Below are 8,456 nucleotides of genomic sequence, written 5' to 3'. Positions count from 1 at the left end.
GGGATCGGTCTTGCGGGTGTAGCGCCCGCGGATCACTCCGATGGACGTGCGCAGGCCGGTGATCGGCTGAAATCGCAGATACCAGGTGATGAACACCGAGGCGACCGAGAGCCAGATGATGATCATCGGCACCTGGACGCTTCCGATCGGAATCGCATAGAAGACGACCGCTTCGACGACGTTGGCGATGGGCTCTACGGCGGAGTCGATCTTCTGGTCGATGCCGACCGCGACCGGCACGGACACTGGGGGCTGGTGAGCGGCGATGGCTGAGAATTCAAACACGGGCGCAATCCTTCATTGGAGTAAACGGTAACCGACTACCATTTCGCACTGTGGCACAGCTTACAGAAATTCCCTCGATCTTCAAGTGGTGGAGCCTCTGCGCGCGACGCCCCCCAGTGTCGCGCCTACTCCACGACGAGGTCGGACAACGGGGTCGAGCAGCATGGCAGGAACTTGCCTGCCGCGATCTCCTTTGGTCGGATCCCGCCCGCATGTCTCATATCGACTTTCCCGCTGACCAGCAGGGATTTGCAGGTGCCGCAGGCTCCTTCCTCACAGGAGGAGGGAGCGGCGATCCCTGCCTGCAGCGCCGCGTCGAGCACCGTGGTGGCGCCATCGCATTCGGTCCGCATGCCGGAATTCCGGAACTCGATGCCGAACCTCGCCAGCGGGTTGCAGCCGGCGGCGGTGCCCGCGAGACGACCTTCGGATGCTCGTTCATGGGAACCGGGTCCAGAGCTGCGGGCCATCAACCGCTCTTTCGGAGACTTTCCGAAGACGAAGGACTCCTCGTGCACCTGAGGGCCGGGAACACCGAGCTCGTCGAGGATCGCGCGCACCGTCGCCATATACCCCGCGGGCCCGCACACGAAGACCTCGCGTTCGCGCAGTGCGGGCACCACCTCGGCGAGCACCTCGGCGGAGATCCTGCCGCGACGTCCTGACCGCGCGGCGGAACCGCGGGAGCACATCGTCACGACGCTCACTCCCTGCACCTCGTCGAGCTGTTCCAACTCGGCCCGGAAGATGATGTCGTCCGGGGTGGCGGCATTGTGGACGACGACGATGTCGACGCTGTTCTGCTCGGGGTCGGCGAGCAGCGAGCGCACCATCGACATGATCGGGGTGATGCCGGAGCCTGCGCAGACGAAGAGGTGTGTGGACGCGGGGTGGAAGCTCGTGCTGAACAGCCCGTAGGGTCCGTCGACGTGCAGACGGCTGCCCACCTTCACCGCATCGTGGAGATGATTCGAGACCACACCGCCGGGCACGCGCTTGACCGTGATGGTGAAGGTGTTGGTCCCGAACGGCGCCGAGGAGATCGAATAGCAGCGTTCCAGGCCGAGCTCGGGCACGCACATCGTCACGTACTGACCCGGCTCGAAGTCGACGGAGCCCAGCCAGCCCGCCCGCAGTTCGAAGGTTCTCACATCATGGGTCACCTGCGTGATGCCGACGACGTCGACGAAGCCGGTGAGCTCATCGAGCGCAGACGACTCTGCCCGAGCAGGTGCAGCCGAGGCCTCTGCCCGGGCAGGTCCCGCATAGGCGAGCGCCCGGGAGGCCGCCGGGGCGGGCTGGGCGAGCGCGGTTTCGCTGACCGCGGCCTCGATCACCTCGGCGGGCGTGGGGAGACTCCCCGTGCGCGAACGCCGATTCGGCACCCGGAAAGTGAACTTGCTCTCCGGCTCCTTCACCGCGGTGGGAAGCGTGGACCGACGGTACTCCATGGCTGCCTCCTTCGTTCAACGCACAGATGACTGAGAGGAGGCACGCACGGCTGTCTTCTCGCGATGCGCCTTGAGCCGCTCGATGTACCACGTGCAGAACTCCTCAAGGTGCTCCTCGGTGGGCGCGTAGGGGCCGGGCACATACGCGGGCGAGGACACGCCCAGCTGACCGCGTTCGCAGAATTGCGCGTCCTGCTCATTCGTCTTGATCCACACGGTGGTGAGATGGTCGAGATCGTAGTCGACGCCCTCCTGTGCCTTGGCGTCGACGAGCCAGGTGGTGCGCACCAGCGTCTTGCCCGGACCCAGGGGCACCAGGCTGAAGGTGACCACGTGGTCACCCATCGCGTGGAACCACATGTTCGGCTGGACGTGGAGCGAGGCCCGGCCGAGGACGAAGGTGTCGAGGTCACCGAGGAGTTTCGCCGAGGCGGCACCGCCATCCATCGTGTACGACTCCCCCTTCCCGTCGAGCGCGGCCCGTTCGATCCGGAACCCGGTGGGTCGCCCGCTCAGCTCTTCGACGAGGGCGTAGGGCAGGCCGTTGCGCCGGCAGTTCTCATGCAGCGCCTCCTCGGCGTCGAGGTACCGCTGATATGCGGGCAGCAGACGCTTCGGGATCTCCTCGGGCTCATACCCGTAAGTGGGGAAGAAGGTGCAGGTGAGCTCGGGATGGCCGGCTTCGCAGTGGTAGCACTCCCGGTTGTTCTCCATCACGAGCTTCCAGTTCGCATCCTCGACGAGGTCGACTTGGGCGGCGACCGTGGCCTGGTCGATCGCGTGCGGAGCCAGGTAGGGCTCGATCGCCTCGGCGAAGTCGTCGAAGTCCTCGGGTGGGTGGGCAGCGAGGCAGATGAAGACGAGACCGGCGACGACTCTGACGTTGACCGACCGCAGGGTGAAACACGTCTTGTCGAAGTCAGGTGCCTGGACTCCGGCAGAGATCAGCTCCCCCGCGGGCGTGTACGTCCACTGGTGGTAGCTGCAGACGATGTTGCCCACCGAACCGGTGGCTTCACCCAGCAGCCGTGTGCCGCGATGGCGGCAGACATTGTGGTGAGCGCGGATCCGACCCTCGTCGTCGCGGATGACGATGACCGAGTAGCTGCCGATCTCCACGGTGACGAAATCGCCCGGTTCGGGAACCTCGGCACTCGAGGCGACGAAGATCCACGAGGAGGCGAAGATCGCCTCGACGTCGCGTTCGAAGAATTCCTGGGAGGTGTAGAACGGCGCCTCCAGGCAGTAGCCGGGTCGGCGGTCGTCGATGAGCGCGTCCAGGTCAATGCCCTGCTTCTCCGGAGCCATTGTCATGTCCCTCACCGCCCCTTCGCGTTTCGCTTCATCCTCTGCTGCCAGTCTCTGCCGGAATTCCCATGAAGAAAAGCGAATCTTTTTCCACCTGAGCGTGCAAAGTTGTTTCATGATCGATCATCGCCTGCACGTGCTCCGGGTGGTCTCCGAGGTCGGCACCGTCACGGAGGCGGCCCGGTTGCTCGGCTACACCCCCTCCGCCGTGTCCCACCAGCTCAAATCACTGAGCAAAGACCTCGGCATCGCGGTCGTCGAGCCCAGCGGTCGTGGGCTGCGGCTGACCAGCGCCGGCACCCTGCTGCTCGAGCGGACGCAGGAGCTGTTCACCCGCTGGGAGGAGATCAGGGGCGACATCGCCGAGGCCGCTGCCGGAACTTCTCCGAACACGCGGTTCCTGCGTCTGTGCGGGTTCTCGACGGCGGCGGCCACCCTGCTGCCACCGACCGCCGATGGCGTGATGCAGGAGTTCCCGGGCAGCGCCGTGACGATCATCGAGGCGGATCCCGAGCGCTGCTTCGAGCTGCTCCTCGCCGATCAGGCCGACGTCGCGGTAGTCGTCGCCACCGACCCGCTTCCCCCGCGCAGCGACTCACGGTTCGAGCAGAGCGCACTCATCAGCGACCGGCTCGACCTTCTGGTGCCCGACGATCACCCCTTGGCCCGCCGGGCCTCCGTCTCCCTCAGCGACGCCGCGGAGGAGAGCTGGATCCTCGACCACCCCGGCACCCCTTACAACCGCCTGGTCCGCACCGCCTGCGCGGCCGCCGGCTTCTATCCGGAGATCGCCCACCAATCCCATGAATGGGAGACAGGGGCCGCTCTCGTCTCCGCAGGGCTCGGCGTCGCGCTCATACCCCGGCTGGCCCGACTGCCGCAGGGGTACGCGGTGCATCGGGTTCCGCTGCGCGGGGATCCCGTGCCCTCGCGGAAGATCCTCACCGGCATCCGCAGCGGCTCGAGCCGCCAGCCGCTCATCGCCGCCGCCCTGGCCAAGCTGCACGAGATCGCTGCCACCCTCGGACTGCGCGGTGCGTGAGACGTCACCACCACCTCGGCGCCTCCGAGCGCATACCTGGACTCAATGGTCAGACCCGCCGTCGATCGCCTATCGTCGTTGCCAGGGACAGCCGAGCCGATGAAGGATGTGCACTGACCATGGACGATGTGAAGTACCTCGACGCCGAGGCGGTCTTCTCCGCCCTCTCCCCCGCCGAGGCGGTCGATGCGCTGATCAACGCCCTCGCCGATGGGTTCGACCCGGAGAACGACATCCCCCGCACCATCCGTGACGTCTCGGCCGGGAACATGATCATGATGCCCGCCGAGATCGGAGACTGGGTCGGGGTCAAGCTCGTGGGTGTGGCGGTGAAGAACGCGGAGATCGGCCTCCCCCGCATCCAGGGCCAGTACCTCATGTACGACGCCGCGACCATGACCCTGAAGTCGATCCTCGACGGCGCAGCGCTGACCACCCTGCGCACCCCCGCCGTGTCCGTGGCTGCGATCAGACCTGCCCTGGGCAGGTTCACCGAACCCGTCAACGTCGTCGTCTTCGGCGCCGGCCCCCAGGGCACCGGCCACGTCGACACTCTCTCCGATGTGCTCGACGTCGCGCTCGCCGACGTCACCTTCGTGGTCCGCACACCGGATCGGGTCGATGACGGGGTCCGGGACAGGGGCCGTGTCCTCGAAGCGGGATCCGCCGAGGTGGACGCTGCGCTGTCCGCCGCCGACATCATCGTCACCGCCACCACCGCTCGCAGCCCCCTGTTCTCGGCAGACCTCATCCGCCAGGGTGCCGTGGTGATGGCGTGCGGTTCCCATGATCCCGATGCGCGCGAACTTCCCGCCGACCTGTTCCGTACGGCGACGGTCGTCGTCGAGTCCCTCAGCACGGTGCTCCGCGAAGGCGGAGATGTCGTCCTGGCGATCCAGGACGGAGCCCTCGACGCGGAAGACCTCGTCACGATGAAGCAGTTCAACGCCGCTGAGGTGCCAGCCCCCGAGGATCAGACCGTGATCTTCAAGGGCTCAGGGATGTCCTGGGAGGACCTGGCCGTGGCCGCGGAGGTCGTGGCGCGCGCGGGCTGATCTCCGCAGAGGAGACCGCAGGCTGCGGGGATCAACCCCTATCGCCAGGCGACGGTGTCCACCAATCCCTGCAGATAGGTGGCGAAGCCTCCGCGGCAGCGACCTTGCAATCGGGCTGAAGTGAGGACACGACAGTCATCGGTTCTGTGCACAGTTCCGCCTGCTGCAGTGACGGCGGCAACGAGCGCACCGTCCTCCCCCACGGCAACCTGCGGACATCCGCGGATGTCGTCGAACAGTGAAGCGCGAATGCCGAGATTGGCGCCGAAGATGTGATTGTGTCCGTCTTGGAGCCGGTGCTCCGCGTGCCACTGCCGGATCAGATCCGCGTTTCCATTTTCTGCACGGGGTTCGACAGTGCCGACCACGCAGCCTGCGCCGCGCTGAGCGTGATCGAGATGAGAGATGATCCAGTTCTGAGGGACTCTGCTGTCTGCGTCGGTGAAGGCGATCCACGTTCGGGCCAGCGCACCCGCGTCGGTTTTTTGAGTTGCCTGCAGGGCGAAGCGTCCGCCGGCATTACGGGCGCGGCCCACGTTGCCGAAGGGAACAGGCACCACTGCGACTAATGCGCAGCGGTTCGCAAACGACTCGACAATCGCTTGGGTCCCGTCGGTACAGTCATCGGCTACGACGACGACATTCATGTGCACGTCTCTCTTCTCGTCAGTTGCGTGATCGATGGCGAGGAGAATCGTCTGCAGACAGTCACCGATCTCATCCTCTTCATTATGTGCAGGCACCACAGCAATGAACTGGTCAATCAATGTTCGTCCTCGAACTCGACGGAGATGGTTCCGCCCGATTCACGAGGACATCGAGCCGGTATTCTGCCGACCTGTGATGGACGAGCGAGGCGTCCGGCCAGAATTCACGACACGCCTCGTGTACCTGATCGGCGTCGAGAGGCCAGTCGTCGATCGCTCCAGTCCAGTGGCAGAGTACGAGTGTGAAATCCGGTGTGGTCGATGCTTCGATGCGAATGAGCGTATGGAGGAGCTGCCCTGGCGTGAGGTAGTAGCCTGTCTCTGCGAGCACTACGCAGTCGAAGATTCCCGACGGCCACTCATAGGGGATCGTCACCCGCTCGAACTGAAGTCCCGGGACCCTCGGATACAGAGTCCGTGCCGTCGCTAGAGCCTGTTCGCTGACATCGACGGCTGTCGTTCTGTTTCCGCGCTGGGCGAGCTCCGCGCTCAGCGCTCCGATTGAACAGCCGATCTCGAGGATATGCGCATATTCCCTCTTCGGCAGCGCCTGCACAAGCGCAGCCCGCTTCGCGATCTCGTACTTCGAGGAACGGAGATTCCACGGATCCGTTCGGGCGACGTGGACTTGATCGAATACCTCTTCCGCCGTCGAGGCGTCGTTCGTCGACCCCGGTTCAGTGTCGAACCGAGTGACGGCGAATGTGTCTCCTCCCCTGGAGAAGTGGGCGAGCACCTCCGGTTGCAGGAGTGCTTCGTCACCAGGCAGGTCTGACAAGGGCTGAGTCTGTGACGGATAGCCTTCCCATAGAGCCTCCCGGTCGAGGCCCTCGGGATCAGGAAGGAATTCCCAGCTCCGCCAGGCACGATCATCCGGGGCAGCCCAGTGCCAGTACCAGATGGGGAACTCAAGGACAGCAGCGCGACGTCGCCGCCCGACTTCTCTGGCAACGTTGCCCAAGGTTTCATGATCGGAATGACCATCGTCGCCGTAAGGTGCGACGATCGTCAACGGAGTAGGCAGTCCCTCAGCCATGGCGTCCACCTCGGCGAGGATCCGGTTCACATTCTGATGCAGCTCGCCATCGCCATAGTGGAGGACGGTTGTCACGGCACCGGAGTTGAGCCCAGTGAGCGCGGTCTCGAACTCGGCGAGGCGGACGGCTGCGAGTTGCTCCGGGGTATGAGTCGACGAGTCCGGGTGCGACTTCTCCCCTGCAGTGAAGAGAACAACGGCGACGGATGCCGCGGCTCGGTCGAGATACCGGAGCAGTCCGGGACAGCCCAGTGCTTCATCGTCCGGGTGAGCGAGGAGAACAGCGACCGTTCCGTGAGCCGATGAGGCAGCCGAAAGCCGGGGAAGGTTCCGCACGCCGGCCTCCACCCAAGCGGACTCCAAGGTACTTCTCTGAAGGTGGCTGAAGGTCATCCCATGGCCCGGCAGTCAGCGATTTCCTCACCAAGTGCGGCTTCATCGCGCGGGCCATGATGTTGGCTGAGATACACAGTGAGGTCAGCATCGGCCTTGGCAAAGCTCCTGTCTCCGGTCAGCGCAGCCGGGCCCGCCAGTTCTCGTGCCAGCAACTGAATTCGCTGTGCCGATCGGTAGACGATATTGCGCACACGTAGGGCAAGCTTCCACGCCTCGTCCCGTGACTCGATGACATCACTGTTGATCAGGGTCGCTGCATGAGAAAGGGTGGATCGAGCTGCGAAGATCTCGGCATCAATCTGCCCCAGAACAAGATTGCCCAAAGGAGACGGGTACGGGCGGGCAAAATGGTACTGCGTGGCCTTCCTCGCGATTCCCATTGCGCCGCCGAACCAGCATGCCGCGACGCGGATGCCTCCCCAAGCGAATGACGGACGCTGCAGGTACCAGCCAGGAGCACCGACAGCGGTCGCGGGCGCGTGATCGAACCCGACTGATCCGCTCGGGATTTCGCTGAGCCCCACACTTGGCCACGCCTCGTCGCTGGGGTGGACTCGAGAATCGCTCAGACTCACGGCGTAGGCGCGAGGCTCTCGACCGTCGAAGGCTGTGACGATCGCGTGACTGAGATCGGCTGCGAGGGAACACCATGCTTTTGTCCCGCTCAAGGTTGCGGACCCATCAGCCTGGGTATCGGCAGTGAGGGCTTTACCTGGGGATTCGGCAGCATAGACGCCCCAAGTCGAGTCATGTGGAGGGGCATCTGCTCCCGCTTCTGCGAGGATGCCCAATGCATCGAGATGCGGTTCGAGCATTCGTGCTGCGGCAATGTCGATCGAGGCAGTCGCAGCAAGCGCATCCCACTGCTCGGCCTGCGACGACTCTCCGGTCAGATTCCAAAAATGACGCAGCGCACCTATTCGCTTGTGCACTGGAGCATTGCTCGTGGCAACCTTCACGAGGTCCTCGCCGCAGGGGATCGCAGACCACGACTCGGACCTCGAGCCTGAAGGTTGAGCGATGAACGTGAATCGAGGCCCAGTGGAGCTCGTACTCATCAGAAGACCATCCTGTTGTCTGATATTCGGCGTCGACCTCACCTCACGCATACGGTGATGGCTTCGCACAAAGGAGTGTTGACCGGAACCGAGGGGAAACGACTGAGAATCACACATC

At 64.5% G+C, this 8,456-nt stretch carries 7 protein-coding genes and 1 pseudogene; 2 read left to right on the top strand and 6 right to left on the bottom strand.

Annotated features, from left to right (window positions below):
• From RIT73_RS15995 to RIT73_RS15985, 3 genes and pseudogenes are all read right to left on the bottom strand, one after another.
• Positions 1–285, bottom strand: a pseudogene (locus RIT73_RS15995) (amino acid transporter); the annotation flags it as partial.
• Positions 286–410: 125 nt separating this feature from the next.
• Positions 411–1,736: a hybrid-cluster NAD(P)-dependent oxidoreductase gene (locus tag RIT73_RS15990; protein ID WP_309133094.1), complete on the bottom strand. Its 1,326-nt coding sequence runs from the start codon at positions 1,734–1,736 to the stop codon at positions 411–413.
• 15 nt (positions 1,737–1,751) lie between these two features.
• Positions 1,752–3,050 carry an aromatic ring-hydroxylating dioxygenase subunit alpha gene (locus RIT73_RS15985; RefSeq protein ID WP_309133093.1) on the bottom strand — a complete coding sequence of 433 codons (1,299 nt, stop codon included), beginning with the start codon at positions 3,048–3,050 and terminating at the stop codon, positions 1,752–1,754.
• A 109-nt stretch (positions 3,051–3,159) separates the two neighbouring features.
• On the opposite strand from RIT73_RS15985, the gene RIT73_RS15980 reads away from it, so the two are divergent.
• Both RIT73_RS15980 and RIT73_RS15975 read left to right on the top strand, forming a co-directional pair.
• The gene (locus RIT73_RS15980) at positions 3,160–4,086 is read left to right on the top strand and encodes a LysR family transcriptional regulator (RefSeq protein ID WP_309133092.1); all 927 of its coding nucleotides are present in this window, start codon (positions 3,160–3,162) and stop codon (positions 4,084–4,086) included.
• 119 nt (positions 4,087–4,205) lie between these two features.
• The gene (locus RIT73_RS15975; protein ID WP_309133091.1) at positions 4,206–5,141 is read left to right on the top strand and encodes an ornithine cyclodeaminase family protein; all 936 of its coding nucleotides are present in this window, start codon (positions 4,206–4,208) and stop codon (positions 5,139–5,141) included.
• A 38-nt stretch (positions 5,142–5,179) separates the two neighbouring features.
• On the opposite strand, the gene RIT73_RS15970 is transcribed toward RIT73_RS15975, so the two are convergent.
• From RIT73_RS15970 to RIT73_RS15960, 3 genes are read right to left on the bottom strand one after another with little or no spacing between them, the layout of a single operon-like run.
• Positions 5,180–5,908, bottom strand: a complete 729-nt coding sequence (locus RIT73_RS15970) for a glycosyltransferase (protein WP_309133090.1) — start codon at positions 5,906–5,908, stop codon at positions 5,180–5,182.
• Positions 5,901–7,220, bottom strand: coding sequence for a bifunctional PIG-L family deacetylase/class I SAM-dependent methyltransferase (locus tag RIT73_RS15965; RefSeq protein WP_309133089.1), 1,320 nt, complete (start codon positions 7,218–7,220; stop codon positions 5,901–5,903). Before RIT73_RS15965 ends, RIT73_RS15970 begins: the two co-directional genes overlap by 8 nt.
• 53 nt (positions 7,221–7,273) lie before the next feature.
• Positions 7,274–8,239: an acyl-CoA dehydrogenase family protein gene (locus RIT73_RS15960; RefSeq protein ID WP_309133088.1), complete on the bottom strand. Its 966-nt coding sequence runs from the start codon at positions 8,237–8,239 to the stop codon at positions 7,274–7,276.
• Positions 8,240–8,456 lie beyond the last annotated feature (217 nt).

This window comes from Brevibacterium sp., from assembly GCF_031179145.1.
Lineage (GTDB): Bacteria > Actinomycetota > Actinomycetes > Actinomycetales > Brevibacteriaceae > Brevibacterium.
Note: the sequence above shows the minus strand (reverse complement) of the source record. Positions and strands in the feature narration are given on the sequence as shown.

Coding starts and splice junctions, on each gene's coding strand:
- RIT73_RS15985 (WP_309133093.1), bottom strand. CDS start 3,050: ATGACAATGGCTCCGGAGAAGCAGGGCATTGACCTGGACGCGCTCATC.
- RIT73_RS15980 (WP_309133092.1), top strand. CDS start 3,160: ATGATCGATCATCGCCTGCACGTGCTCCGGGTGGTCTCCGAGGTCGGC.
- RIT73_RS15975 (WP_309133091.1), top strand. CDS start 4,206: ATGGACGATGTGAAGTACCTCGACGCCGAGGCGGTCTTCTCCGCCCTC.
- RIT73_RS15990 (WP_309133094.1), bottom strand. CDS start 1,736: ATGGAGTACCGTCGGTCCACGCTTCCCACCGCGGTGAAGGAGCCGGAG.